General features: G+C 66.3%; 26 protein-coding genes. 6 read left to right on the top strand and 20 right to left on the bottom strand.

Features of this window, described 5'->3' with window-relative positions:
* The 6 genes from OZ10_RS08310 to arfB all read right to left on the bottom strand — a co-directional run.
* The coding region (locus OZ10_RS08310) for a S26 family signal peptidase (protein WP_139051290.1) at positions 1-209 on the bottom strand (209 nt) is incomplete at its 3' end.
* Positions 210-432: 223 nt separating this feature from the next.
* Positions 433-2,601 (bottom strand): peptidyl-dipeptidase Dcp, encoded by a 2,169-nt coding sequence (dcp, locus tag OZ10_RS08315; RefSeq protein ID WP_039406790.1) that lies wholly within the window; start codon positions 2,599-2,601, stop codon positions 433-435.
* A gap of 300 nt (positions 2,602-2,901) precedes the next feature.
* Positions 2,902-3,912: an isoaspartyl peptidase/L-asparaginase family protein gene (locus tag OZ10_RS08320; RefSeq protein WP_039564483.1), complete on the bottom strand. Its 1,011-nt coding sequence runs from the start codon at positions 3,910-3,912 to the stop codon at positions 2,902-2,904.
* A gap of 186 nt (positions 3,913-4,098) precedes the next feature.
* The gene (locus tag OZ10_RS08325) at positions 4,099-4,377 is read right to left on the bottom strand and encodes a hypothetical protein (RefSeq protein WP_052209994.1); all 279 of its coding nucleotides are present in this window, start codon (positions 4,375-4,377) and stop codon (positions 4,099-4,101) included.
* A gap of 72 nt (positions 4,378-4,449) precedes the next feature.
* Positions 4,450-5,079 (bottom strand): lysophosphatidylcholine acyltransferase, encoded by a 630-nt coding sequence (locus OZ10_RS08330; RefSeq protein ID WP_039406796.1) that lies wholly within the window; start codon positions 5,077-5,079, stop codon positions 4,450-4,452.
* 2 nt (positions 5,080-5,081) lie between these two features.
* Positions 5,082-5,513, bottom strand: coding sequence for an alternative ribosome rescue aminoacyl-tRNA hydrolase ArfB (gene arfB, locus OZ10_RS08335; RefSeq protein ID WP_017156432.1), 432 nt, complete (start codon positions 5,511-5,513; stop codon positions 5,082-5,084).
* A gap of 55 nt (positions 5,514-5,568) precedes the next feature.
* Between arfB and OZ10_RS08340 the strand changes: the two genes are divergently transcribed.
* Positions 5,569-6,147: a DUF2059 domain-containing protein gene (locus OZ10_RS08340; protein WP_039406804.1), complete on the top strand. Its 579-nt coding sequence runs from the start codon at positions 5,569-5,571 to the stop codon at positions 6,145-6,147.
* A gap of 485 nt (positions 6,148-6,632) precedes the next feature.
* Here OZ10_RS08340 and OZ10_RS08345 read toward each other — a convergent pair whose 3' ends face one another.
* The 4 genes from OZ10_RS08345 to OZ10_RS08360 all read right to left on the bottom strand — a co-directional run bounded on the left by OZ10_RS08345 (position 6,633) and on the right by OZ10_RS08360 (position 10,526).
* On the bottom strand, positions 6,633-7,430 hold the full coding sequence (locus OZ10_RS08345; protein ID WP_052209995.1) for a pseudouridine synthase: 798 nt from the start codon (positions 7,428-7,430) through the stop codon (positions 6,633-6,635).
* A gap of 86 nt (positions 7,431-7,516) precedes the next feature.
* The gene (locus tag OZ10_RS08350) at positions 7,517-8,107 is read right to left on the bottom strand and encodes an O-methyltransferase (protein WP_039406807.1); all 591 of its coding nucleotides are present in this window, start codon (positions 8,105-8,107) and stop codon (positions 7,517-7,519) included.
* 104 nt (positions 8,108-8,211) lie between these two features.
* Positions 8,212-9,885 carry a ubiquinone biosynthesis regulatory protein kinase UbiB gene (ubiB, locus tag OZ10_RS08355; protein WP_039406810.1) on the bottom strand — a complete coding sequence of 558 codons (1,674 nt, stop codon included), beginning with the start codon at positions 9,883-9,885 and terminating at the stop codon, positions 8,212-8,214.
* Complete coding sequence (locus OZ10_RS08360; protein WP_039406813.1) at positions 9,882-10,526, bottom strand: ubiquinone biosynthesis accessory factor UbiJ; 645 nt, start codon at positions 10,524-10,526, stop codon at positions 9,882-9,884. Before OZ10_RS08360 ends, ubiB begins: the two co-directional genes overlap by 4 nt.
* A gap of 333 nt (positions 10,527-10,859) precedes the next feature.
* Here OZ10_RS08360 and ddlA point away from each other — a divergent pair, with 333 nt between their 5' ends.
* Positions 10,860-11,966, top strand: coding sequence for a D-alanine--D-alanine ligase (gene ddlA, locus OZ10_RS08365; protein ID WP_039564489.1), 1,107 nt, complete (start codon positions 10,860-10,862; stop codon positions 11,964-11,966).
* The gene (locus tag OZ10_RS08370) at positions 11,963-12,445 is read left to right on the top strand and encodes a GNAT family N-acetyltransferase (RefSeq protein ID WP_039564486.1); all 483 of its coding nucleotides are present in this window, start codon (positions 11,963-11,965) and stop codon (positions 12,443-12,445) included. The genes ddlA and OZ10_RS08370 overlap by 4 nt, the downstream gene beginning before the upstream one ends.
* Before the next feature lie 113 nt (positions 12,446-12,558).
* Here the strand turns inward: OZ10_RS08370 and OZ10_RS20595 are convergent, their stop codons facing one another.
* The 3 genes from OZ10_RS20595 to oleC all read right to left on the bottom strand — a co-directional run bounded on the left by OZ10_RS20595 (position 12,559) and on the right by oleC (position 15,535).
* Positions 12,559-12,717, bottom strand: coding sequence for a DUF1328 domain-containing protein (locus tag OZ10_RS20595; RefSeq protein WP_003468167.1), 159 nt, complete (start codon positions 12,715-12,717; stop codon positions 12,559-12,561).
* A 64-nt stretch (positions 12,718-12,781) separates the two neighbouring features.
* Positions 12,782-13,792, bottom strand: a complete 1,011-nt coding sequence (gene oleD / locus OZ10_RS08380; RefSeq protein WP_039406851.1) for a 2-alkyl-3-oxoalkanoate reductase — start codon at positions 13,790-13,792, stop codon at positions 12,782-12,784.
* A gap of 75 nt (positions 13,793-13,867) precedes the next feature.
* Positions 13,868-15,535 carry an olefin beta-lactone synthetase gene (oleC, locus tag OZ10_RS08385; protein WP_039564490.1) on the bottom strand — a complete coding sequence of 556 codons (1,668 nt, stop codon included), beginning with the start codon at positions 15,533-15,535 and terminating at the stop codon, positions 13,868-13,870.
* Between the two features lie 293 nt (positions 15,536-15,828).
* Here oleC and OZ10_RS08390 point away from each other — a divergent pair, with 293 nt between their 5' ends.
* Positions 15,829-16,212 (top strand): YkgJ family cysteine cluster protein, encoded by a 384-nt coding sequence (locus OZ10_RS08390; RefSeq protein WP_039406853.1) that lies wholly within the window; start codon positions 15,829-15,831, stop codon positions 16,210-16,212.
* A 142-nt stretch (positions 16,213-16,354) separates the two neighbouring features.
* Here OZ10_RS08390 and OZ10_RS08395 read toward each other — a convergent pair whose 3' ends face one another.
* The 4 genes from OZ10_RS08395 to OZ10_RS08410 form a co-directional block, all read right to left on the bottom strand.
* Positions 16,355-17,257: an alpha/beta fold hydrolase gene (locus tag OZ10_RS08395; protein ID WP_039406856.1), complete on the bottom strand. Its 903-nt coding sequence runs from the start codon at positions 17,255-17,257 to the stop codon at positions 16,355-16,357.
* Between the two features lie 143 nt (positions 17,258-17,400).
* Complete coding sequence (gene fic / locus OZ10_RS08400; RefSeq protein ID WP_039406859.1) at positions 17,401-18,540, bottom strand: protein adenylyltransferase Fic; 1,140 nt, start codon at positions 18,538-18,540, stop codon at positions 17,401-17,403.
* A gap of 86 nt (positions 18,541-18,626) precedes the next feature.
* The gene (locus OZ10_RS08405) at positions 18,627-19,643 is read right to left on the bottom strand and encodes a 3-oxoacyl-ACP synthase III (protein WP_039406862.1); all 1,017 of its coding nucleotides are present in this window, start codon (positions 19,641-19,643) and stop codon (positions 18,627-18,629) included.
* A 101-nt stretch (positions 19,644-19,744) separates the two neighbouring features.
* A complete protein-coding gene (locus tag OZ10_RS08410) occupies positions 19,745-20,065 on the bottom strand; it encodes a DUF4156 domain-containing protein (protein ID WP_039406865.1) in 321 nt (106 codons plus the stop codon).
* A gap of 385 nt (positions 20,066-20,450) precedes the next feature.
* Between OZ10_RS08410 and OZ10_RS08415 the strand changes: the two genes are divergently transcribed.
* A complete protein-coding gene (locus OZ10_RS08415) occupies positions 20,451-20,912 on the top strand; it encodes an XAC0231 family protein (RefSeq protein WP_039406867.1) in 462 nt (153 codons plus the stop codon).
* Positions 20,913-20,938: 26 nt separating this feature from the next.
* The gene (locus OZ10_RS08420; protein WP_039406870.1) at positions 20,939-21,415 is read left to right on the top strand and encodes a tRNA (cytidine(34)-2'-O)-methyltransferase; all 477 of its coding nucleotides are present in this window, start codon (positions 20,939-20,941) and stop codon (positions 21,413-21,415) included.
* Positions 21,416-21,767: 352 nt separating this feature from the next.
* On the opposite strand, the gene OZ10_RS08425 is transcribed toward OZ10_RS08420, so the two are convergent.
* The 3 genes from OZ10_RS08425 to OZ10_RS08435 form a co-directional block, all read right to left on the bottom strand.
* Positions 21,768-22,997, bottom strand: a complete 1,230-nt coding sequence (locus tag OZ10_RS08425) for an MFS transporter (RefSeq protein WP_039564491.1) — start codon at positions 22,995-22,997, stop codon at positions 21,768-21,770.
* A 92-nt stretch (positions 22,998-23,089) separates the two neighbouring features.
* A complete protein-coding gene (locus tag OZ10_RS08430) occupies positions 23,090-23,707 on the bottom strand; it encodes a hypothetical protein (protein ID WP_039406872.1) in 618 nt (205 codons plus the stop codon).
* Positions 23,708-23,812: 105 nt separating this feature from the next.
* Positions 23,813-24,456: hypothetical protein (locus tag OZ10_RS08435; protein WP_039564493.1), on the bottom strand; the 644-nt coding region annotated here is incomplete at its 5' end.

Consider the following 24,456-nt stretch of genomic DNA (forward strand, 5'->3'; position numbering starts at 1 on the left):
CGCCAGCCATAGGCGTGCATGTCCACCACCACCCGGTCGCCCGGCTGCAAGGTGGGCTGCATCGAGCCGGTGGGCACCTGGTAGTGATTGGCGAACGAGGAGCGCGCGGCGGTCAACAGCACCAGCATGACGAGCAGTGGCAACAATTCCTTGCGCGACCAGTGTGCGGCGCGCTGCACACGGGAGCGTGCGAGAGGTGATGGGTTCATGGCAGACCTGTCCGATCAGGGGGAGCCGCGTTGGCTCTCCCCGACAATGCGCGTGGGTGGCGGGCGCACGGAAGTGACGAAAGGCATGGCTCCGTTGATCTGCTTGCTCAGCAGCAGCAACTGCGATGTGCTGCGGCCCGCGCAAACGAAAACGGGATGGCACATGGCCATCCCGTTTCGATGCTGGCTGCACATCACCCGTGCAACCACCTATTTCGATCACTCACTCGGTCAAGCCACGGTTTTCCAGCAGCGCCTTGACGCTGGGATCCTTGCCGCGGAAATCGCGGTACAGCGTGGCCAGATCGACGGTATTGCCGCGCGAAAGGATCTTGGCGCGGAAGGTGTCGCCGTTCTTGCGGGTCAGGCCACCGTTTTCCTTGAACCATTCGAACGCATCGTCATCGAGCACTTCCGACCAGAAGTAGGCGTAGTAACCGGCCGAATAACCGCCGCCCCAGATGTGGTCGAAGTACGTGCTGCGGTAACGCGGCGGCACTTCGGCCAGGTCCACCTTGAAGCGCTTGAGCGCATCGGCCTCGAACTTGCTCACGTCCTGCAGCGGCGCATCGGCCGGCTGGGTGTGCCAGGCCAGATCCAGCAGCGCAGCCGACAGGTACTCGGTGGTGGCATAGCCGCTGTTGAAGGTCTTGGCTTTCTTGATCTTCTCCACCAGCTCGGCCGGCATCGCCGCGCCGGTCTGGTAGTGCTTGGCGTAGTTGGCGAAGACCTTGGGATCGGAGGCCCAGTGTTCGTTGAACTGCGAGGGGAATTCCACAAAATCGCGCGAGGTGCTGGTGCCGGCGATCGAGGGGTACTTCACCTTGGAGAACATGCCATGCAGCGCGTGGCCGAACTCATGGAACAGCGTGGTCACATCGTCGAAGCTCAACAAGGCCGGCTGGCCCGCGGCTGGCTTGGTGAAGTTGCACACGTTGTAGACCACCGGCTTGGCGCCGGTGAGGCCGTCCTGTTCGACCAGCACGTCCATCCATGCGCCACCGGACTTGCTGTCGCGCTTGAAGTAGTCGGTGTAGAACAGCGCCATCGAGGTGCCATCGGCATCGAAGACTTCATACACCTTCATGTCGGCGTGGTAGGTCGGGATATCGGTGCGCTGCTTGAAGGTGATGCCGTACAACTGCGTGGCGGCATAAAACACGCCGTTCTGCAGCACGTTGTCCAGCTCGAAGTACGGCTTGATCTGCGACTCGTCCAGGTCGTACTTGGCCTTGCGCACCTGCTCGGCGTAGAAGTCCCAATCGGAGGCGGCGAGCTTGAAGCCGCCCTTCTGAGAATCGATCACCTTCTGCATCTCGCCCACTTCGCGCCGCGCCTTGGCGGTGGCAGCCGGCACGGTGTCGGTCAGCAATTTCAGCGCGGCGGCCGGGGTCTTGGCCATCTGGTCGCCAAGACTGTAGGCCGCATAGCTGTCGAACCCGAGCAGCTTGGCCTTTTGCGCGCGCAGCTGCGCCAGGCGCTGGATGGTCTGGCGGGTGTCGTTGGCATCGCCCTTTTCCGCGCGCGTTTCAGACGCCTTCAACACTTCGGCGCGCAGCTCGCGATTCTTCAGCGACGCCAGCACCGGTTGCTGGGTGGTGTTCTGCAGGGTGAGCAGATACTTGCCATCGAGCTTGCGCGCCTTGGCCGCTTCGGCGGCGGCGGCAATGTCGCCTTCGCTCAGTCCATCGAGCTTGGCCTTGTCGTCCACCACCACCGCAGCGGCAGCCGAGGCGGCCACCAGGCGGGTATGGAACTGGGTGGAGAGCGTGGTTTCTTCCACATTGAGCTTGCGCAGGCTGTCCTTGTCGGCATCCGAGAGCTGCGCACCGGCGCGTACCAGGTTTTCGTAGTCGCGCTCGACCAGGCGCTTTTGTTCCGGATCCAGGTTCAGCGTGTCGCGTTGGTCGTAGATGGTCTTGACGCGCGCAAACAGCTTGGGATCGAGGTTGATCTCGTCTTCGTGCGCGGCCAGCTTGGGCGCGATCTCTTCCTGGATCTTCTGGCGTGCATCGCTGGTATCGGCCTGCACCAGGCCAAAGAAGATGCGCGACACACGCGTCAGCGTCTCGCCGCTGCGCTCCAGTGCTTCGATGGTGTTGTCGAAGGTGGGCGGCTCGCTGTTGTCGGCAATCTTGCGCACCTCGGCCAGATGCAGGCGCATGCCTTCTTCGAAGGCCGGCAGATAATCGCCGTCCTTGATCTTGTCGAATGGCGGCGCCTGGAACGGCAGCGTGCTGGCGGTCAGCAACGGGTTCGGCGCAGCGTCCGCAGCCGGGGCGGTGGCGGTCTTCTCGGGCACGGTGGTGGACTCCTTACCGGATGGCTCTTTTCCAGAACAAGCGGCCAGCGCCAGGGTGATGGCAGCGGCCAGAACGACGGTACGCGACATGGCGTGTGATTCCTGAGTGGGTAGTGCAGCCGGCCACGCTAGCGGGTTTGGGCGGCGCCGGCATGTGCCGTTGGCTGGGGGATTAATGAATGGCGATGTGCGGACAGAGGCGGCCGAGGGTGCGTGGCCCTCATCCGCCCTTCGGGCACCTTCTCCCGCGTGCGGGAGAAGGACGAGGCGGCGAGCCAGGCAAGCGGCGGTGGTATGCGGCGACAGGAGCGAAAGCTGGCCATCGGTACCGTTCCGACGGTGGTAGCGCTGCGGGACAGCCAACGCACCGTGCCGGCGCGCGGTGCTCCCTCAAAGCGTCTCGTCCTTGAAGATCGCCACATGCGGGGTGCCGTCCGCACCGATCCAGCCGCGGTACATGCCCTGCGTATTGAACGGGAAGGCGATGTTGCCCTGCGCGTCCAGCGCAATGGCGCCGCCGTCGCCACCGGCGGCGGGGATCTGCTGATCGATCACCGTCTCGGCCGCGTGTTGCAACGACTGGGCGGCGTATTTCATGCGTGCGCAGATGTCATAGGCGGCCACGGCGCGGATATAGAACTCGCCCCAGCCGGTACCCGACACCGCGCATTGGCTGTTGGCGTAGGTGCCGGCACCGATGATGGGCGCATCGCCTACGCGGCCATAGCGCTTGTTGGTCATGCCGCCAGTGGAGGTGCCGGCGGCCAGATGGCCGTCGCGATCCAGCGCCAGTGCGCCGACGGTGCCGAAGTGCTTGGCGGTTTCCAGCTCCAGCGCCGCCTGTGCCTGGCGGTCGCCGGCTTCGGCCTTGAGCGTTTTTTGCAGTTGCTGCCAGCGCTTGTCGGTGCGGAAGTAGCTCGGGTCCACCAGGGTGATGCCCTGCTCGCGCGCGAACTGTTCGGCGCCCTCGCCGACCAGCATCACGTGCCTGGAGCGGTCCATGACGCTGCGCGCCAGCTGGATCGGATTCTTGACCGTGTGCACGCCGGCGATCGCACCGGCCTTGCCGCTGGCGCCATCCATGATGGCCGCATCCAGTTCGTTCTTGCCGTCGTGGGTAAACACCGCACCACGCCCCGCATTGAACTGCGGCGCATCCTCCAGCACGGTGATGGTGGCGGCCACCGCATCCACCGCGCTGCCGCCACCATTCAACACCGCATGCCCGGCGCGCAGCGCGCGCTGCATCGCCTCACGTGCCTGGGTTTGTTCGTCGGGTGAAACGCTGGATTTCTCCACGCCCGCGCCGCCGTGGATGACCAGCATGGGTGTGGCCGCCAGTACGGGGCCGGCACATAGCAGCAACGACAGGAATAAGGCGCGAGCGAACAGAGCGATCATGGTGCTTCCTCACTGCAACTCTTGAGTGGACCGGCGGTGCCGGACGATAGGGCAAGCGCGCTCACGAAGGCAGCCTGGACATCCGTATCAGTACCGATACGCCACATCGGCTACACGCATGCCACCGTAGCACTCTGATCGCCCGCAAAATGCATCAAACCAAATAAGCGCGATCGCGTCTTCAGCTCATGGATCGAGCGCGCTCAGGTCGAATGAAGTGCCAGTGCTGTCTGCACTATGGACGTAGAGCTTCTCCTTGGCCGGGCGAACGTCCAGGAAGTAGCCGGTGTTGCAACCTTTACAGAATGCAAGATGCTCCTCATCGCTTCCGCGCTGGTCTTCCAGTGCATTGGCGATGACGGGATGAAAGCAGGTGAAGCAGCAGAACGCTACGTGGTGACCGTTGGCATCCGCCTCGATTAAATCGCCGTTGAAATCCATGACGAGGAAGTTGGTCAGCTGCATGCGTGCCTCTTCTCGCGCATAGGGTGGCGCCGGTCAGCTGCTGGAAGGCGCATACGCACCTCCCAACTGCCCTCACAACGTATCGCGATGCTTGCCGCGCCACGGCCGGTACCAGGTGCGAATTGCGGCGATGTCGGCGGCCATGTCGTTGCCGGTCCAGAACGGCTCGCCGATGCCCACGGTCTTGCTGGGGTAATCGAAGTACACCGGCAGGATCGGCACCTTGGCATCGGAGGCGATCTTCCAGAAACCGGCCTTCCAGTGTTCGACGCGCTTGCGCGTGCCTTCGGGGGTGATCACGTACCACATCTGTTCGGAGTTTCGGATCAGCCGCACCGCCTGCCCGATGGTGCCCTGCGGCGAGCTGCGGTCCAGCGGGATGCCGCCGAGCTTGCGCAGCAGCGGGCCCAGCGGCCACCAGAATAGCTGCGCCTTGCCCAGCACGCGCACCTCGAAGCCGAGCGCGAACTTGGCGGCAAAGCCCAGGAAGCCGTCCCAGTTGGAGGAGTGCGGCGCCACGATCATCACCAGCTTGGGCTCGTCGGGCAGCCGCCCGAGCAGGCGCCAGCCGGTCAGGCGCAGGGCGGTACGGCCCAGCCAGCGGCCGAAACGGCCGTGCGCACGCGGCATTCTGGGCGGGGATGGCTGCAGCAGGATGTTGGCCTGTGTTACCGGTGGCAACGACGGGTCGGGTTGACTCACGCTTACTCCCAGTGGGACGCAGAGCGTCCACGCTTGATCTGACTGCGCTCACGCTTGGCATCCAGCCGCCGCAGCTTGGCACCGTGACTCGGTTTGGTGGCGACCCGGCGCTTGGGCACCGACAGGCACGCGCTGATGATCTCGACCAGCCGCTCACGCGCATCGTCGCGGTTGCGGTCCTGGGTGCGGAAGCGCTGCGCGTCGATCACCAGCACGCCCTCGGCAGTCATGCGGCGGTCGCGCCGCGACAGCAACCGCGCCCGCAATGGCTCGGGTAGTGAGGGCGAGCCAGCCACGTCGAACCGCAGCTCCACCGCAGTGGACACCTTGTTGACGTTCTGCCCGCCTGCGCCGCTGGCACGCACGAAGCGTTCGACGAGTTCGCTGGGCGGAATCGTCAGGCTGGGGGTGATCTGGATCGGGTCGCTGGCCATTGCGTCGATTGTATCGGCAGCAGCGTGGACGCGCGCGCGAACGCCGGCTTCCCGTATGCTGCCGCCGGTTCCCCGCTTGCAGGATGCTCCGATGACACCTTCCTTTTCGCTTGCTGCCGCACGCGGCCTTGCCCGCCGGCTGCTGCTGCTCGGCCTGCTGGCCGTGGCGGCCCCTGCCGCGCTGGCGCAGGCGCCCAGCGATGCCGACGTCAACCGTCTGCTGGCCGCCTCGCGCGCGCAGACCATGCTGGACACCATGCTGCCGCAGATCGAAGCGATGCAGCAGCAGCAGTTCGCCCAGCTCACCGCGCAGCGCCAGCTCGGCGGCGACCAGCAGGCGCAGCTGCAACGCATCCAGGAACGTACCCGCCAGACCGTGCGCAAGGCCCTGTCGTGGTCGGAGCTGCGCCCGATGTATGTGGACATCTACAAGCGCTCGTTCTCGCGCGAGGACGTGCTGGCGATGGCCGAGTTCTACGAGAGCTCGGCCGGCCAGAGCCTGCTCGACAAGACCCCGGCCCTGACCCAGAACCTGATGGGCGCCATCCAGCAGAAGATGCTGCCGCTGTTTGCCGATCTGCAGAAGGATCTGGAGAAGATCGTCAACGAGCCGGCACCGGCGAAGAGGCCCTGAGGGGCGGGGATTCGGGATTGGGGATTCGTAAGAGCGCAGCTCTCGCCCCTCTCCGGGCGGGGCCAGAAGGCAGCGCTTGCGCGCCATCGGCGCGCGTGCCTTGGAGCGCCCGTGCTGCTTGCGCGGGCCGGGGCGCGCAGCGGGGGTTGGGGTGAGGGTACGGAACGAAGCCCTCGTGTTGTTCAACTGCGCGAGGCTTCGCCCGTACCCTCATCCGCCCCTGCGGGGCACCTTCCCCCGACGGGAGAAGGAAGCATTTCACACGAGTGAGCCTCTTCTGCGGGAGCAACACGCCGCACAGGCAAAGCCCCTCTCCCTGCGGGGCGAGCAGGCAGCGCTTGCGCGCCATCGGCGTGCGTGCCTTGGAGCGCCCGTGCTGCTTGCGCGGGCCGGGGCGCGCAGCGGGGGTTGGGGTGAGGGTACGGCTCCCCGGACGCCTTGCTGATCGCCACTGCGGCATCGACAGACCGCTGGGCACCCCCGCATCACTGTGCGAGTGGCATCGCCTGCAATTGCGCCACGTCCCAGCCGAACAGCGCACACGCCTTGGTGAATTCCGCATCCAGCGGCGCGGTGATGCTGATGCGCCTGCCGTCGGCCGGATGCGGAAATTCAAGCCGTTCGGCGTGCAGCAACATGCGGTGGATGCCGAGCATGCGGAAGCTGCGGTTGTGCCGACCATCGCCATGGCTGGTGTCGCCGATCATGTGATGCGACAGGTGCTTCATGTGCCGGCGGATCTGCCGGAACCGGCCGGTCTGCGGCTGGCAGCGCAGCAAGGCATAGCGCGAGGTGGCAAAGCCGGTGGACGGGATCTCCAGCTCGCCGGTGGCCAGACGCTGGAAATGCGTCACCGCCGGCTTCTTGACCGGTTTGCCGGGGCCGCCATCCAGATCGTGATCGACGCTGAAGCGCTCCTCGGCCGGCCAGCCGCGGCAGACGGTCAGATAATTTTTATCCACCTCGCCCGCCATCAGGGCCTTGCCCAGCGCGCTGGCGCTGTCGCGGTCGAATGCCAGCAGCAGGCAGCCGCTGGTGGCGCGATCGAGCCGGTGCACCAGGAAGATCGGCTTGCCCAACTGCTCGCGCAGGCGGTCGGCCAGGAAGTCGTCCTCCCCACGCGCCAGCTTGCTGTCGTGGACCATCAGGCCCGCGGGTTTGTCGACGACGGCCAGGACAGGGTCCTGGTAGAGAATCTGCAGATGCTTGGGGGATGTGCTCACCGGCGGATTATCCGCGCCGTGGCCACGGCATGCCATCGCAGTGCCACGCCGCGCCGCCATTGACCGCATCCGGCACCGGTGGAGCGTGTGGCGCGCGCCAGTCGCGCACCTCCAGGCGTGAGGCCTAGCAGGCCAGCGGTGCATGCTCAGGCCGCGCCGCACACCGCCAGCAATTCGCCGTTGCCCACCGGCACCACGCTGCAGGTGATCGCCGGATCGGCAGCCAGCAGCGCGGTGAACGGCGCCAGTTCGTCGGCATGCGACAGCGCATTGTCGACCACCAGCAGGCCACCATGGCGCAGCACGCGGCGCAGTGCCGGCCACCAGCGCACATACGCGTCGCGCGCCGAATCCAGGAAGACCAGATCGACGCTGGCGCTGGCTGCCTGCGTCAGCCACGCGCCGCCGTCGCCGTGCACCACATCCACCGACGCCGCCAAGCCACTGCGTGCGAGCGTGGCCTGCGCCAGGGCCACCTTGTCGGCGGCAAGCTCCACGGTGGTGACATGCCCACCGATCGCCGCAGCCGCCTCGGCCAGCCACACCGTCGAATAGCCGTTGGAGGTGCCGATTTCGAGAACGCGGCGCGCGCCGATGGCACGCACCAGCACGGCCAGCAAGGCACCGGTGTCCGGAGTGATGTTGAGCATGCGCCGGTCGCGCGCAGATTCGCGCGCGTCGTTGGCGCTGCCAAAGCGCGCCAGCTCGTCCTTCAATGCCTGCAGATCGCTCGCCACGCCCTTACTCCTTGCCCGCTGCCGATGTGGCGGCAAGACCGCCGCACACCTGGCACACCACCACCGCACCGCCGACGGATGAGCGCCCTGGCGCAGCCTCTTGCCTAACGGCGCAGCCACGCCACCAGCAGGGCGGCCGAGCCGGCGCCGCCGCTGATCCAGCTCCACACCGGCACCGTGCCCAGGTACCAGCCATCCGGGTGCAGCCCGTACAGCACCGCGGCGACCACCAGCAGCCCGCTGCCGGTGATGGCGGTGACCACGCGGGTCTGCAGCTTGCGCAGGCTCGCATCCAGCGCGCGCAGCTCGGCCGAGCGGATCTCCAGTTGATGCCGCCCTTCCACCTGCTGCTTCAACCAGCTATGTACCAGGCGCGGCATGTCCGGTGCGTGCGTCATGATTTCCGGCAGGCGCTTGCTCAACTCACCCAGCACCCGGCGCGGGCTGTAGCGCTCGCGCAGGATACGCTCCAGCACCGGCCGCGCCACGGCCCAGATATCCAGCCTGGGGTCGAGCTGGCGGCCGACGCCTTCGATGTTGAGCAAGGTCTTCTGCAGCAGGATCAGCTGCGGCTGCAGCGTCAGTTCGTAGCGCTGGGCGACGCGGAACAGCTTGATCAGCACCTGCGCCAGCGAAATCTCCGACAGCGGCCGGGTGAAGTAGGGCTCGCACACCGAGCGCGCGGCCGCTTCCAGTTCGTCGATGCGCACGTTGTCGGGCATCCAGCCCGCCTCGACGTGCAACTCGGCCATGCGGCGGTAATCCTTGTGGAAGATCGCCATGAAGTTCTCGGCCAGGTAGTACTGATCTTCCTGCGAGAGCTGGCCCATGATGCCGAAATCCAGCGCGATGAAGCGTGGGTTGAGGCGGCGCTCCGGGTCCGAATCGACCCAGATGTTGCCGGCGTGCGCATCGGCATGGAAGAAGTTGTCGCGGAACACCTGCGTGTAGAACACCCGCACGCCCTTGGCCGCAAGCGCCTTGCGGTCGATGCCGGCGGCATCGAGCTTGGCGATGTCATCGGAGGGAATGCCGTACACGCGCTCCAGCGTGAGCGCGCGTTCGGCGGTATGCGACCAGATCACTTCCGGCACGTACAGATCGTCCGAGCCTTCCCAGAACCGGCGCAGCGCGCTGGCATTGGCGCCTTCGCGCTGCAGGTCGAGTTCGGCCGACAAGGTGCCTTCAATCTCGGCCACCACCTCGCGCGGGCGGATCTTGTCGGCGCGCGGGTGGGTGCGCTCGACCAGCGTGGCCAGCGAGTGCAGCAGCGCGATATCGGCATCGATCTGGCGCTCGATATCCGGGCGCAGCACCTTGACCACCACTTCGCGGCGCACACCATTGGCATCGGGCGGCAACGTGGCCGCATGCACCTGCGCGATCGAGGCCGAGGCCAGCGGTACGGTGTCAAAGGAGGCGAACGCCACGCTGACCGGCAGGCCGAGCGCGCCTTCCACGATCAGGCGTGCGGCCTCGCCGTCGAACGGCTTGACCCGGTCCTGCAGCAGGGTGAGTTCTTCGGCCACATCGGCCGGAATCAGGTCGCGCCGGGTCGACAGGATCTGCCCGAACTTGACGAAGATCGGGCCCAGCTCCTGCAACGCCAGCCGCAGCCGCGCACCGCGCGATTGCGCGGCGATCTCGGCACTGGCACGCGGCACGAACGGCTTGGCCAGGCGCAGCCAGCGCTCGGCGGCGCTGCCCTGCAGCAGGTCGTCCAGGCGGTAGCGCAGGATCACCCGGCCGATGCGGCTTGCCCGCAACAGCGCCTTCATGCGGCACCTCCGGCCGCGCGCAGCCGTGCCACGCGTGCGGCCAGCCGTTCGACGCCGTCGCGCAGCTCGTCCACGTCGTCGTAGAAGGCATCGAGCTCGGCACGCGGCACCACGTCGCGCGATTCCTCGGTGACGAATTCGGCCGCGCTATGGGCCAGGTCCGATGCGCTGCGGCGCGCCTGCTGCAGCGCTGCACGTACTGCGCCGGCGATCTGCACGCCCAGGATCTGCCCGAACACCGCCACGAAGGGCAGTTGCCAGTCCGGGTCGAAGCGCCCGGCCAGCTGCTGCAGCTGGCGCGCCAGCTCGGCGTCGCCGGAGACCTTGAGCCGGCCGGCCGGCGGGCCGCTGCGCCGTGCATTGGCCAGCAGCGGCAATTGCCCGAGCAAGCCGGCCAGGCTGCTGCGCACCGCCAGATCCGGCTCCTGCGCCTGGTCGACCGGGCCGACCAGCAACCGGCGCTCGTGCACACGGATCTGCAGGGCCAGCGCCGGCGCATCCAGGGTCAGCGCAATGCGCTGGCCTTCCAGCGGCAACAGGGCGTCGCGGGTATCCGGGTCCAGCGCCAGCGCGCGATTGAGCGCGGCCTGCAGGGCCTGGCCGGCGAGCGGCTTGAGGGAATTGATGAGTGATCCGGGCATGCCCGCATTCTACCGTCCCTGCATGTCGCAGCCGGCTGACGATGTTGGGGCGCTGCGCACCGAAGGCCGCCGCGCTGGCCATGGCACGCGCCTGCTTGGCGGTGGAGCGATCGATGCAGCGGTCGCTGCCTGGAGGGCCTGGCCTGCCAGCACTGTGCGGTAGCGCGTGGGCAGGCTGCGCTGTGCGGGCGGCCCATTGCGACCATCGCGCCCTGCGGCGAGCAGTGCAGCGTCCGTGCGGATTAGCCGGCCGCACGCGATCTGCCGACTTCCTTCGGCCGGCCGGTCACGGGCATGCTGGCGCCCTTCTCGAACAGTTGGCAGGAGCAGGCAATGCGCAAGATCCGGGTCGGTCTCATCTTCGGCGGCAAATCGGCCGAGCACGAGGTCTCGCTGCAGTCGGCGCGCAACGTCCTGGAGGCGCTGGACCCGCAGCGCTTCGAGCCGGTGCTGATCGGCATCGACAAGCAGGGCCAGTGGCATCTGAGCGCGAAGGATGGCTTTCTGCGCGATGCAGACGATCCGAGCCGGATCGCCTTGCACCGCAGCGGTCACGCAGTGGCGGTGTTCCCCGGCGCCAAGCAGGCGCAGCTGCGCCCAGTGGAGTCGGAGCAGGCGCTGGCGCAGATCGATGTGGTGTTTCCGATCGTGCACGGCACCCTGGGCGAAGACGGCTCGCTGCAGGGATTGTTGCGCATGGCCAACCTGCCCTTCGTCGGCTCCGGCGTGCTGGGCTCGGCGCTGGCAATGGACAAGGACATGGCCAAGCGCGTGCTGCGCGATGCCGGCCTGGAGGTGGCGCCGTTCGTGTGCTTCAACCGCCACACAGCCGCGCACGCCGATGTGGATGCGCTGATTGCGCGGTTCGGGCTGCCGTTGTTCGTCAAACCGGCCAACCAGGGTTCTTCGGTCGGCGTCAGCCGGGTGCGCAGCGCAGCGGACTTCGCCGACGCGCTTGCCCTGGCGTTGGCATACGACCACAAGGTGCTGGTGGAAGCGGCCATTGCCGGACGCGAAATCGAATGCGCCGTGCTCGGCAATGCCACGCCGCAAGCCAGTGTCTGCGGCGAGGTGGTGGTGCACGACGCGTTCTATTCTTACCAGACCAAATACATCAGCGCCCATGGCGCCGACATCGTGATCCCCGCCGCGATCGACGCACAGACGCAACGGCGCATCCAGCACGTCGCCGTGCAGGCCTATCAGGCACTGGACTGTGCCGGCATGGCACGGGTGGATGTCTTTCTGGACGCGGAAGGGCGCATCGTGATCAACGAGATCAACACGCTGCCCGGATTCACTCGCATCAGCATGTATCCCAAACTCTGGCAGGCAAGTGGACTGGACTACACAAGCCTGATCACGCAATTGATCGACCTGGCATTGCAGCGGCATGCCGACGACCAGTTGCTGCGCAGCGCGCTACACACGCACCCATGACCGCCGCTCCCCTACGCGCGCTACAACCGTGCGACGCACCGGCCTTGCTTGCGCTCAACAATGCACATGCCACCGAGTTGTCGTTGCTCGATGCCGACGGGCTGACTGCGCTGTTGCGCAGAGCCTGGCATGCGCGCATCGTTGCGCCGGCCGATGGCCTGTTGATTGCGCTGGATCAGGATGCCGCCTATGCCAACGCCAACTTCGCGTGGCTGGCCGAGCGCTTTGCGCGCTTCGTCTATGTCGACCGCATCGTGATCGCCGCACATGCCCGGCGGCGCGGCCTTGCCATGCAGCTGTATGGCGACCTCATCCGCAAGGCGCACGCCGCAGCGCACCTGCGATTGGTGTGCGAGGTGAATATCGAGCCGCCCAATCCGGCCTCGCTGGCACTGCATGAGCAGCTGGGGTTCGTGCCGATCGGCGAGGCGGTACTGGCCAGCGGCAAACAGGTGCGCTACCTGGAAAAGCGGCTGTAATGCAGCGCACGGCATCGCGCAACCCAAAACGCACATGACCCGCCTCCTTGCGGAAGCGGGCCATGTGAGCGCCGATCGGCAGCGCCGCTGCCGTGACGTATCGCGTTTAGGCGTTATACCTTGCCGCGACGGAACATCGAGATCACCGCCAGGATCAGGAACACCACGAACAGGATCCAGGCGATGTTGGTCGCCGCACCGGCGATACCACTGAAGCCGAGGACGGCAGCGATGATGGCGATGACGAAGAAGATGATGGCGTAATGCAGCATGGCAATGGTTCCAAAAGTTGTCGTGCCGAATCGGCGCAGACGTATCTTGTGGATGTGCCGGTCTTTATCGGGTGATGGCGATGTCGTTGGAAGATGAGGATCGCAGCCGATTGAGCCCTTCTTCGATGCTGATGCGCGGCACATAGCCGAAATCGCGGCGCGCCGGTTCCATGCTGTACCAGTGCGGCGTGCACAGCTGCTCCACCAGAAAGCGCGTCAACGGCACCTCGCCTGGCAGACGCAACAGTGGCCACAGCGTTTCACACACCGCGCCGATCCGGTACGCGGTCTTGAACGACAGCGAGCGCGTCACTGCCGGTGCACCGACCGCCGCCAGCAGGCGATTGAGCAACTCGCGCATCGGCAAGGGTTCGCCATTGGAAATGAAGTACGCCTTGCCTGCGCAGGCAGCGCCTGCTGCAAGGTGGTCGAACGCATCGAAATGCGCCTGTGCAGCGTTGTCGATGTACGTGCTGTCCACCAAGTTGCTGCCATCGCCGACCATGCGCAGGCGGCCGGCGCGTGCGCGCGCTGCCAGGCGCGGCAGCAAGTGATTGTCGCCCGGCCCCCAGATCAGCCGCGGACGCAAGGCGACGGTTGCCAGTTGCGCATCGTTGGCCGCCAGCACCGCACGCTCGGCAATCGCCTTGGTCGCCGCATACGCAGCGCGCAGGTCTTCGCCATACGGCACTTCGTCGGCGCCGAGGCCTTCCACCGGATTGGTGGCGCGATGGGTCACGCTGGGTGTGGAGGTGTAGATCAGACGCGGCACGCCGTTGGCGCGACACGCATCGAGCACGTTCTGCGTGCCCACCACGTTGGCCTGGTGATAGCTGTCGTAGCTCCCCCACGCGCCGGCCTTGGCGGCGTTATGGAACACCGCATCGATGCCGGCGAAGGCATGCCGCACCGCCTGCGGGTCGGCCAGGTCGCCGCGGATCTGGCCCACGCCCAGCGTCTGCAGCACGGGGTAATCGCCGCGCTGGAAGCTCACCACGTCGTGCCCACGCGCACGCAACCCGCGGCACAAGGCCTGACCGAGAAAACCGCCACCACCGGTCACCAGAATCCGCACGCACCACCTCCATTGCAAGAACGTAAAGAAGAACAACTACCCGCGCGCGTGGCGACACACGCCGACGCAGCGGTGTCACGCAGCAGCCGATGACGCACGCTGCTCCGCCGCCCAGACTGCCAACGTTTCGCGGCCGATCTTGGCGTTGTGGCGGATGTCCACCGGAAAGCCGGAATGGCGCAGGAAACGCGCGATGCCCGCGGTATGCGGGTGCGCCGCGCCCAGCGCGCGCAAGTCGGTTTGCACCTGCGCAAATGCCGACGCCGGTACGTCCGGCTGCAATTCGACGCACAGTACCGGCTGTTGTTGCCCGGGTGTGCCCACACCGACCAATGCGGTCCGCCGCACCTGCGGATGCACGTTGAAGACCGGCTCCACCTGTTCGGTGTACAGCGGGCCGGTGGCCGTTTCCACGCGGTGGGTCTTGCGCCCGCAGAACCACAAGCGGCCGTCGGCATCGAAATAGCCGACATCGCCCATGCGGTGAACGATGCGCTCGCTGCCATCACTGCGGCGCTCGCGGATCTTGGCGATGCGTGTGGCCGTATCGCGATTGAAATAGGTGTCGGTGGTGGTGGGGCCGGCGACAGTGATTTCACCGACCTCGCCCGTGGCCAGCACGCGCGCACCACTCCACTCGGCAATGGCCGCATCGTCGATGGCGATGATGCGCACCTCGTTGGGTGCGACCACCTGGCCCACGCAGGTGCCGGCGCCGGCCTCGGTGGCCGCGCGTGTGGCATCCAGCGTACGTCCTTCGATCGCGGCTACCGGCAGGCATTCGGTGGCGCCGTACGGGGTCCAGAACTGCGCATCGGCTGGTAGCAGCGTACGGATCCTGGCCACCACATCCGGCGGCACCGGCGCACCGGCCGAGGTGGCCAGGCGTACGTTGGGCAGCGGCTGCCCATAGTCCGCCAACACCCGCATCAGCGCAGGCGAACCGAACAACTGGGTGACATCGAAGCGCGCGATGGCATCGTGCAGCTTGCGCGGGTCGGCGGTGGCCGGGCGCGTCGGGTCCATGTCCGGGATCACCGAGGTCAGCCCGAGGGCCGGGTCGAACAGGGCGAACGGCGGAAACGTCGGCAGATCCACACCGCCGGGCTGCATGCCGAACGCGTTGCGCAGCAATTCGATCTGCCCGACAAAATGCCGGTGCCGGTACACCACGCCCTTGGGCACGCCGGTCGAGCCGCTGGTGAACAGGATCGCGGCCACATCGTCCGGCGCAGTGTCGGCCAGCTGACTTCCGGCGCCAGCGCCATCGCGCTCCACGCGCGCCAATGTCACCCCACCCCAACCGTAACGGCCGCCGACGCTGACGATCCGTTTCGCCGAGCGCGCCCACCGCAACAGACGACGCGCCAGCTGCGCAAGCGGAATGCCGATGAATGCCTGCGGCTGCGCCTCGTCCAGGCATTGCTTGAGCGCACGCTTGTCGATGCCCGGATCCACCAGCACCGGCACCGCACCGGCCTTGAACAACGCAAACATCAGCAGGAAGAATTCCGGCGATGGCCGCACCATCACTACCGCACGCACGCCACGGCCGATGCCGTGCAAGGCCAGGCCAGCGGCGATCGCATCGCTGCGCGTGTCCAGCTCGGCATAGCTCAAGGTCACATCGTAGGCGGCAAATCCGTTGGCGGCACGGCGGCCCGGGCAACGGATGGCGATCTGGTCGGGGCGCTCGCGCGCCAGCTGCGGCAAGGTGGCCGCGATATTGCAGAGAGTCGTCATCTGCGCATTATCACCCATGCGCCGATGGTGCCGGCCGCTTGATTGCGTGCATGTCACTGTCCTGGGGCGTGCCCGCAGCGCGGCTGCGCCTGGTGAGGTGACTGCGCGTCGCCTGGGCGCAGCGATGCCACGCAATGTTCGCGCGAGCCGCTCCGCGTTGCGCACACACGCGCCAGTTCGAGCTACGCAGATGAATCGCTAACCGGCGCGGGGCTGTGCCACTTGTATCGCGGCGTGGTTCGGTCAGAATGCCGCGCTCTCCACGTGATTTCGCCGCGCCAGGCCCGGCTTCCATGGCACACCCCTGCCTTACCTGCGGCGCCTGCTGCGCCTTTTTCCGCGTCAGTTTCCACTGGAGCGAAGCCGATCCCGCGTTGGGCGGCAGGGTGCCGATTGAGCTGACCGACGCATTGCGCACGCACGAGCGGGTGATGCGCGGCACCTCGCAATCGCAACCACGCTGCATCGCCCTGGACGCCGACATCGGCCGGTACAGCCGTTGCAGTATCCACGACCGGCGCCCGTCGTCCTGCGCCGCCGTTCCGGCCTCGCTGGAATTCGGGCAGCGCAGTGCGCAGTGCGATAAATCGCGCCTGGCGCATGGCCTGCATGCGTTGACCGAGGCCGACTGGGCTGGCGTGGACGATGCGCAACGCAACCCGTTGCCGACGCTGTAACGCGCAGCACAACACGCACGCAGTGCCTCCCTGAAGACGGCCGACGCATCGCCTGCACCAGCGGTCCGCTGCATCGCCTGGCATTTGCCTGGTACCGCTCGCAGCTGTCGAGCACGGGCGATCCAATGCCGGCGGCAAGGCGTTACAACGGATTACGCTCCAGAAACGCGCGGATCGCCGGGACCAGCACCTCGTGCTTGTCTTCCAGCACGTAGTGGTTGGCATCCTCGAATGCAGTCACCTCGGCGTTCGGCAACGCCTTGCGAAAGCCGGCCAGGAAGTGCTTGTCGAAGCAGATGTCGCGCAAGCCCCAGGCGATGAAGGCCGGGCGATCGGCGAACGAGGGCAACGCCTGCGCCGAGCGCTCCAGCAACGACCAGCCCTTGTCGGCCGGCGACAGCGGAATGTCCTGCATGAAGCGGATGGTGGAGATGCGGTTGCGCCAGTTGTTGTACGGCGCGACATAGGCACGCCGCACGGCGGCCGGCATGCGGCGCGACACCCCAAACCAGGATGCGCCGGACGAAAACGCATTGAAGGTGCGGATGAACCATTCGCCCGGCCGCCAATGGCGACCCATCGCAATCTGCCAGGGCATCGGCTTTTCCGGCGGCAACGGGAATGCTGCGGTGTTGGTGATCACCAGCCGTTTGACCTGCGCGTGGTGCGACAGCGCCCAGCCGAAGCCGATCATGCCACCCCAATCGTGCACCGCCAACGTGACCGGACCGGTGATGCCCAGATGCCGCAACAGCGTGTCCAGATCGTCCACGCGCGATTGCAGCGTGTACGCGTAACGCGGCTGCGCGTCGGGCGCATCATCGGGCTTGTCGGACAGCCCCATGCCGATGTGGTCGGGCACGATGCAGCGGTAGCGATCGGACAAGCCACTCACCAGGTTGCGCCAGAGATAACTCCACGACGGGTTGCCGTGCAGCATGATCACAACCTCGCCATCGCGCGGACCTTCGTCCAGGTACGACATCGCAATGCCGGGACGCACCTCAAGGCGCTTGGGAGTGAAGGAATAGCCTGAGTAGTTCATGCCGAAGGGATCCGGTGTGTTTCGAGAAGCGCGAAAGGGGCAGGCGTACGCCTGGGCGATGCAGAACGGACTCAAGCAGTGATGACATGCTGGGCCATATCAGGCGGCAGCACCGATGCATGCAATTGCAGAAGTCATAGATGTCATGACATTGCCCGCGGACCTGTCCGATAAGGTGGCAGTTGATGACCGTCAGCGGAGAGCAATTGCAGGAATGACGGATGCAGGAACAGCTTTTCCTTGCCCAAGCGCTGTTCCTTGAGCACACCAATCGCCACCAGCTCCTTTAGATGACGCGCAGCGGTCTGGCGCGTGACCCCCACCATGTCCACGACATTCTGAATGCGGCAATACGGCTGATTGAAGATCACATCGACAAGCTCGCGGCTATACGCCTTGGGTGCGAGGCTGCGGACGTGATCGCGCGCCTGCGCCTCCAGGCCGCGGATCGCCTGGATTTTTGCGGTTGTCCAAGCAGCAGTCTCTGCAACGGCAGCAAGCATGTAATGAATCCATTCGGCCCAGTGCCCATGCCGGGTCACGTCCAGCAGCAGGCGGTAATAATCGCTGCGATGGCGAATGATGTAGCGCGACAGGTACAGCACCGGCACATCGAGCAATCCCTGTTCGATCAACATCAGCAGATTCAGCACCCGCCCGGTGCGACCGTTGCCATCGGTAAACGGGTGGATCGCTTCGAACTGGTAATGCGCAACCGCCATCCGAATCAACGGATCGACATCGGTGTGTTCGTGGATGAAACGCTCCCAGTTCGCGAGTTTGTCGCGCAGCAGCGTTTCGCCCACCGGCGGGGTATAGATGATCTGCTGAATCTGGTCGTTGGCCAACGCGGTACCCGGCACCCGACGGATCTGCATCTGCGCCGCTTTGATGCGGCTGCACACCACGACGGCAGTATCGGTACACAGCGGCCGCTGCTGGAGCGATTGAAATCCCTCGTACAACGCACTGCGGTAACGCAGCGCTTCTTTGGTCGCGGGATTCTGGGCACGCTCCTGATCGTCTGCGTAACGAAATAAATCGTCAGTGGTCGTGACGATGTTTTCGATCTCCGAGCTGGCCTGCGCCTCCAGGATCGGAATCGTATTGATCAACACAGCCGGGTTGGGCAATAGCGCGGTGGCCTGTTTCAACTCGGCCAGGGCGGTGCGGGCAACGATGCACGCCTTGAGCAGGCTCCGTGTTTCGATATCTCCCGCCGGCGGCAGCGGCGCAAGCGCGTTGTGAGGCTTGGTCGGGTCGAAGGCGGGCGTGTCGTCCATGTCACGTGCTCATGTCGCGAGAACGAACATGATGCAGGGACGCGTTCTAAAAATCCATTTTTTTTAACGCGTCCCCGCCAGGGCAGTCACCAGACCACTTCCGCCATCGAGCAGTTCAACCCCGAGCCAATGCCCATCAGCGCGATGCGGTCGCCCTTCTTGAGGCGGCCGAGCTCCTTGAGCTTGCTCAGCACGATCGGCACCGAGGCCGGACCGATGTTGCCGTGCTCGCCGAAGATGGTCATGACCTTGGCCGGATCGATACCAAACGACTTCACGAATGAAGCGGTGTGCGGGCGGCTGACCTGGTGGATGACGAACTGGTCCACTTCGTCCACCGCCCAACCCAGCACCTGCTTGGCAGCCAGGAAAGTCTTCTGCGCCAGCTTGATGCCTTCGATCAGCAGCAGGCGGGTATCGGTGACCATCCGGTCCAGGTTGCCCCGGCACAGCTTGTTCCATTCTGTGGCCGAGCGGGTCACGCCGCCCTTGTAGCGCGGGGCGTCCGGTACCAGCTCGCTGCGCGCCATCACCATGGCAGCGGCACCGCAGCCCAGGGTCAGGGCGGCCAGTTCGTTGCGGAACTCCTCTTCGGTGACATCCGGCGAGGTCATCCGCTCCAGGGTCTTTTCATAAACCAGATTGGCGGTTTCGCCATCGACGACCAGCGCGTAGTCGATCTCGCCGCGCTCAAGCATGCGCGCGGCGATGTCCATGCCGTTGATGAAGGCAAGACAGGCATTGGCCACGTCGAAGGTGACGCAGTGGTCGCCCACGCCCAGGTTGCCGGACACGATGGAGGCGGTGGACGGCTCCAGGTAGTCGCGGCTCACCGAGGTGTTGACCAGCAGGCCGATCTTCTCGATGCCGATCCCGGCATCGACCAGCGCCTTGCGCGCGGCCTGGGTGGCGGCATCGGAGGCCTGCACATCCTGGTCCCACAAGCGCCGTGCATGGATACCGGCAACGTCGCCCAACACGTCGGTCTTGATCCCGAGGCGGTCGTAGGTCGGTTGCAGGCGCTCGTTGATTTCCTTGGAAGTCAGCGTATGCGGCGCATCAATATGCGCCAGTCCCGCGATGGAGACATTCTGGAAGAGCATCGAAGTAGCGCCATGGCGTCAGGCGAGGGGGCGTTAGTCTAGCTGCTGGCTGGTTTTACCGCATCTTTACATTTGAATGGACGGCGCCCCAGCCCAACGGTTCAGCGCGGCGGGCAGCGGAAGGCGCTGAAACGCTGGCTTCCCTCGGCCGGCTGGCCTTGCGCCTGCACCGCGTTGGCGTTGGCGCCCGGTGCCTCGTTGCGCGCCAGGGTTTCCAGCTCCTCCTGCACCCGCAACGGGTTGCGGTTGTAGAAGCCGACCTTGCTCTTGACCGTCACCACCACCTCGCCCTGCTGCTGACAGCCAGCGGGCACAGGGCCTGCGGGCAGGACCTGCACGCTCTTGCCGCTTTGTTCAATGGGTACCCAGGTGCACGCCGCCGTGGTGGTGGCAACCAGAACAGACAGCATCAGCACGCGCATACGTCATCACACCTGTGGGCAAAGCCGGATTGTGCCGCAGTTGGCCGGCGGCTTCGTGCGCGCTGCGCACCCAACACACGCCCCCATTCAGCGCACCCGACCGTGGCGAGACGACCGCGTTCCCGCTGACGCAGCGCCATCCGCTGCCCACCGTTGCGTCCGGGTGTCCGGACACGGACACCTGCGGCTGCAAAAAACACCATGAGAAACAATGACTCCCAGGTGGCACGCGGCTTGCTCAGCTACATACACGCCCAGATGCCGGATCTTGAAACTGACTTTTAGCTGAACATTTAGCCGGACGACGAAAAAGTCCTTGCGCGTACTGAAGCGGTGTACTACCTTACTACCACACCACTGATTAACCACACCAAGAGACCTCGCCATGAAGACCCAGACCTTGCGCATCGCCCTCTCCGCCGCCCTGTTTGCCGGCGCCAGCCTGGCCGGTGCCGCCCAAGCGGCCAAGCTGACCACCCTGGACACCGTCCAGGTCCGCCCGGCCGCCGACCAGATTGCCCAGCAGGCCCTGGAACGCAGCAGCGACATCCGCACCCTGAGCGCCGTACAGGTACGCCCGTCGGCCGAGCAGCTGGCTGCACTGGCTGCCGGACAGGCTGGCCCGCGCATCGTCACCCTGGCCGCGGTGCAGGTCCGCCCCTCGGCTGACCAGCGCGCCGAGCTGGTGGTCCGCAGCGCCACCGCCACCACCCAGACCGGCGTTGGCCAGGCGGCTGCGACCGTCGGTGCGTTGATGGGCCAGGTCATCGTCAACCTGCCGGTGCCGCAGCTACAGCCCTCGCCCGCCGAACTGGAAGCGCTGGTCAGCGCCACCGTCGGCCTTTGAGCACGCGCGCAGCTACACTTGCGCGCATGCCAGCACCCGTCCTCGATGTCATCCTGTTTCAACCGGAAATTCCGCCCAACACGGGCAATGTGATTCGCTTGTGCGCCAACACCGGCGCGCGCCTGCACCTGATCGAGCCGCTGGGCTTCGACCTCAGTGACAAGCAGCTCAAGCGCGCCGGCCTGGACTATCACGAATACGCACCGTTGCAGGTGCATGCCGATCTGCCAGCCGCTTTGGCGGCCATCGGTCCCAAGCGTGTCTTCGCGCTGAGTACCCGCAGCACGGTGCGCTATGACACTCCGCAATTCGCCGATGGCGATGCTTTTCTGTTCGGCCCGGAAACGCGCGGTCTGCCGGCCGAGGTGCTGGAGTCGATCCCGCCGCAGCACCGGCTCCGCCTGCCGATGCGCCCGGACAACCGCAGCCTCAATCTGTCCAACACCGTTGCGGTGATGGTGTTCGAAGCCTGGCGGCAGTGGAATTTCGCTGGCGGCCAGTAGCCGCAGATTGCGCCCAACCATACGCGCCGACGCACCCGCGGCCCATGCGCCGGGCCACGTGCACGGTGGGATCTTCAGTGACGCGCATGGATCTCCAACGAAGACTCGCCAACCGTGTTGGCTGCTCGGTCGACGAAGAGAGGCACGCATCGACCGGCCCTGGCGGGAGCGATGAGGCATGCCACGTCATCTGCACGCCCGTGGCGCGTCCTTAGACGACAAAACGCGGTTCCGGTCAGACCACACCTGGCCATCCTCGCCACGCAGTGCAGTGCAGTGCAGTGCAGTAACGAGAGCAAAAGCTGCATGGCTGTCGGTCAATCGGCGCGTCCTTGCGCGCATGCCGCGCCGATCACAACACGGTCTGCGCCTGCACCGACGTCGCCGTCTGCAACATGCCTCGGCAACCGGCCCACAACGCCACGGCCAGCAACGCGATCGCGCCCAACGCCAGAAACGCGATGCGGTAGCCGAAGGCATGCGCCAGCCAACCACCGAACGCCGGGCTCAGCGCCGCGCCCACGCCCTGCACCGTCATCACCGCACCCTGGCCGACATTCACGCGCCCGGTGCCTTGCAACAACCGCGCCACCAGCGCCGGCACCACCACGCTTTGCAGGCCGGCGCCCAGCCCATCCAGGATCTGCACCGGGAACACGCCCCAACCATGGATCACCGAGGCCGCCACCAGCGCGCGCAATGGCAACGCCATGAAGGCCACCAGCAGCACGCACCAGTGTCCATGTATCCGAATCCAGCGCATCGCCAACAGTGCAACGACAATCATCGTGGCCTGAGCCACCACGATGGTGGTGGCGGTCAGCGCACTCGGGTCGTCGGCATGCGCCGCCACGATCGCCATGCCGTACAACGGCAGCATCGCCGCATTGCCCAGATGGAACAGCCCCAGCGTGACCGCCAGCAGCGCCAGCGGGCGGCAGGTCAGCAACACGTGCCAGCCACTGAGCGCATCGCCACCATCGCTGGATGCCAGACCGCGTGCTGCGCGGTGGTCGATCGCCGCGGCTGGAATCGCCAGCACCGCTACCAATGCCAGAACGCCGAAGACCGCAGTCAGCAGGAACACCGCAGCAAAACCGTAGCGCCAGCCCAACCAGCCGGCCAATACCGCCGCCAGCATGTTGCCGGCGTGGTTGGCCACCTGGTTGCGCGCGAGCTGATGGTCGAAGCCGCGCGCATGTACCAGGCCCAGCGTGATACCGGTCAGTGCCGGGCCGATGCCGGCCGCCGCCAAGGCCGAGGCGATCTGCGCGGCAGCCACGCCCGTCGAGGTCGGACGCAGCCAAATGAGCGCGGTGGCAAGCAGAATCGCCAGACAGCCGATGACCACCACGGCACGCTTGCGCCGGGTGGCATCGACCAGCGCGCCGGCCGGCGTGGTGGCGAGCATGCCGGCCATGCCGCCCATGCTCATCACCGTGCCGATCACCGCCACCGACCAGCCCTTGGATTGCAGGAACACGCTAAGGAAGGGTCCCAGCCCGTCCTGCACATCGGCCACGCTGAAGTGCAGTGCTTCCAACGCGCGTGTGCCGCGCGGCCTGGCCCTGGTCATCGGCATGGCAGTGCTCCGCTGCCGGATGCACTGCCAGCGCATGCACAAGACCGCAGGACACGCATCTCAACCGCACGCGGTGGCCGCATGTCCGGCTCCTAGTGTTTGGGCTTGGGCTTGGGTTTATGCGCAGGGCCGTGCGGTGGATGCGCGATCTGCTTCAGCGTCGCCGCCTTGCCACCCAGCGCATGGGCATGGATCAGCACACCATGCGGCGTGGCCTTGGTCTCGCCTTCGGCCAGCAGCGGCTTGCCGACCACCAGCTGCCTGGCGAAGTCGGCACCGGCATGCGGTGGAAACCGCACCGTGACCGCATCGTCCAGCAGCACGCCGTGCACCTGCCCGTGCGGGCCGTGCAGCAGCCGGGTGATGGTGCCGCTGTGCCGGCTGACCTCCGGCTTGGGCGGCTTGCCGGGCGGTTTGGGCTTGGGTTTGGCTTGCGGCCCATGCGGGCCTTCGTCGAGGATGCGTTTGCCGCCATCCGGATCGATCGCCAGCGCCACCAGCATGTCCACGTCGCGCGGCTTGAGGCCACGCACGGTGAGCGTGCTGCCCGGCTTGAGCGCCTTCAGCAGCGCGGCCGACAGATGCGGCGGCGTGTGCACCTCGGTGCCGTCGGTGAGCAACAGGCCGTCGATATCGGCCTTGGGATTGAGCAGGAAACGCGCCAGGGTGCCGTGGGTGGCGGGCAGGAAATCAGGGTCGACCCAATGCATGGAATACTCCGAAGAAGAAGAAACCGGCAACGCCGGTCAAGCCGTTGGCCACGCGCTCGGCGCGGCCAACGGAGGGAACAACGCACGCGAAACGTGCAGTCCGGCTCAACGGCCGGCCGGCGGAACCGGAGCGCCCGGCGGCGGTGGCGGCAGCGGGCCATCCGGACGCGGCGCGCTGAACAGCGCACGCAGCGAGGCGCGGTCGCGCCCCACCTGGGTGGCCTCGATCGCACGACCGTCCGGGGTGGCCACGCCGAATCCGTTGGCGCTCAGTGGTGCGCCCACGCGCAGCAGGTCGGTGAACTGCAGCGCCAGATGCGGCGGCATCCGCACTACCGTGCCATCGCTGACCAGCGCCCCATGAACCTCGCCGGCCGGCCCATAGACCAGGCGCTGAATCGTGCCGTCGGACTGCAGCGGGGTGAGCTGGCCCGGGGTCGGCGGCGGCGGTGGCGGCGCACCGAAGGCGGGTGGGCGGTCGACCACCTCGCGGCCGCTCCGGCCGGAGCGGATCGAGCTGGCCCGCAGCACGGGCAGATTCCCCAGGCGGAAGCCCTGCACGACCACGTTATCGCCGCTACGCACAGCCGCCTTCACCTCGGTGGACAGATGCGGTGGAAACCCGACCTGGGTGCCGTCGCGCAACCACACGCCGTCGACTTCGCCATTGGGATTGAGCAGAAAGCGCTCCACGCTCCCGCTCACGCGCACCGGCGTGGCGGCGACGGGGGTCGGCGGGGCCAGCGGGC

Origin of the sequence: Xanthomonas cannabis pv. cannabis, assembly GCF_000802365.1 — a bacterium.
GTDB classification, from domain to species: Bacteria; Pseudomonadota; Gammaproteobacteria; order Xanthomonadales; family Xanthomonadaceae; genus Xanthomonas; species Xanthomonas cannabis.

Bases quoted from the DNA above. Each gene is read 5' to 3' on its own strand.
- OZ10_RS08360 (WP_039406813.1), bottom strand. From the start codon at position 10,526: ATGCCCGGATCACTCATCAATTCCCTCAAGCCGCTCGCCGGCCAGGCC.
- oleC (WP_039564490.1), bottom strand. From the start codon at position 15,535: ATGACGACTCTCTGCAATATCGCGGCCACCTTGCCGCAGCTGGCGCGC.
- OZ10_RS08340 (WP_039406804.1), top strand. From the start codon at position 5,569: ATGCTGCCGCCGGTTCCCCGCTTGCAGGATGCTCCGATGACACCTTCC.
- OZ10_RS08425 (WP_039564491.1), bottom strand. From the start codon at position 22,997: ATGCCGATGACCAGGGCCAGGCCGCGCGGCACACGCGCGTTGGAAGCA.
- OZ10_RS20595 (WP_003468167.1), bottom strand. From the start codon at position 12,717: ATGCTGCATTACGCCATCATCTTCTTCGTCATCGCCATCATCGCTGCC.
- ubiB (WP_039406810.1), bottom strand. From the start codon at position 9,885: ATGAAGGCGCTGTTGCGGGCAAGCCGCATCGGCCGGGTGATCCTGCGC.
- OZ10_RS08320 (WP_039564483.1), bottom strand. From the start codon at position 3,912: ATGATCGCTCTGTTCGCTCGCGCCTTATTCCTGTCGTTGCTGCTATGT.
- OZ10_RS08370 (WP_039564486.1), top strand. From the start codon at position 11,963: ATGACCGCCGCTCCCCTACGCGCGCTACAACCGTGCGACGCACCGGCC.
- OZ10_RS08420 (WP_039406870.1), top strand. From the start codon at position 20,939: ATGCCAGCACCCGTCCTCGATGTCATCCTGTTTCAACCGGAAATTCCG.
- ddlA (WP_039564489.1), top strand. From the start codon at position 10,860: ATGCGCAAGATCCGGGTCGGTCTCATCTTCGGCGGCAAATCGGCCGAG.
- OZ10_RS08325 (WP_052209994.1), bottom strand. From the start codon at position 4,377: ATGCAGCTGACCAACTTCCTCGTCATGGATTTCAACGGCGATTTAATC.
- OZ10_RS08415 (WP_039406867.1), top strand. From the start codon at position 20,451: ATGAAGACCCAGACCTTGCGCATCGCCCTCTCCGCCGCCCTGTTTGCC.
- OZ10_RS08345 (WP_052209995.1), bottom strand. From the start codon at position 7,430: ATGGCGGCGCGGCGTGGCACTGCGATGGCATGCCGTGGCCACGGCGCG.
- OZ10_RS08410 (WP_039406865.1), bottom strand. From the start codon at position 20,065: ATGCGCGTGCTGATGCTGTCTGTTCTGGTTGCCACCACCACGGCGGCG.
- OZ10_RS08395 (WP_039406856.1), bottom strand. From the start codon at position 17,257: ATGAACTACTCAGGCTATTCCTTCACTCCCAAGCGCCTTGAGGTGCGT.
- OZ10_RS08430 (WP_039406872.1), bottom strand. From the start codon at position 23,707: ATGCATTGGGTCGACCCTGATTTCCTGCCCGCCACCCACGGCACCCTG.
- fic (WP_039406859.1), bottom strand. From the start codon at position 18,540: ATGGACGACACGCCCGCCTTCGACCCGACCAAGCCTCACAACGCGCTT.
- OZ10_RS08405 (WP_039406862.1), bottom strand. From the start codon at position 19,643: ATGCTCTTCCAGAATGTCTCCATCGCGGGACTGGCGCATATTGATGCG.
- arfB (WP_017156432.1), bottom strand. From the start codon at position 5,513: ATGGCCAGCGACCCGATCCAGATCACCCCCAGCCTGACGATTCCGCCC.
- dcp (WP_039406790.1), bottom strand. From the start codon at position 2,601: ATGTCGCGTACCGTCGTTCTGGCCGCTGCCATCACCCTGGCGCTGGCC.
- OZ10_RS08390 (WP_039406853.1), top strand. From the start codon at position 15,829: ATGGCACACCCCTGCCTTACCTGCGGCGCCTGCTGCGCCTTTTTCCGC.